General features: G+C 59.1%; 1 protein-coding gene. It reads left to right on the top strand.

Features of this window, described 5'->3' with window-relative positions; translation table 11 throughout:
• A partial coding sequence (locus ACN6NB_RS19515; RefSeq protein ID WP_474253557.1) for a hypothetical protein occupies window positions 1-308 on the top strand: 308 nt, incomplete at both ends.

Here is a 308-nt window from a genome sequence, read left to right as displayed (position 1 = left end):
GGGTATTACCGGAGCCACTGGACCTACCGGCGCAACAGGTATTACTGGACCAACGGGTCCTACTGGCGTAACGGGTAGCACTGGAGCTACTGGTTCTACCGGGGCTACTGGTATCACTGGACCAACGAGTCCTACCGGAGTTACTGGGCCTACCGGTGCTACGGGTAGCACTGGAGATACTGGTCCTACTGGTGCCACAGGTTCTACTGGATCAACCGGTCCTACTGGCGCTACGGGTAGCACTGGAGCTACCGGACCTACCGGCGCTACTGGTATCACTGGAGCTACCGGACCTACTGGTGCTACGG

This window comes from Bacillus sp. 11B20 (genome assembly GCF_056098985.1).
Note: the sequence above shows the minus strand (reverse complement) of the source record. Positions and strands in the feature narration are given on the sequence as shown.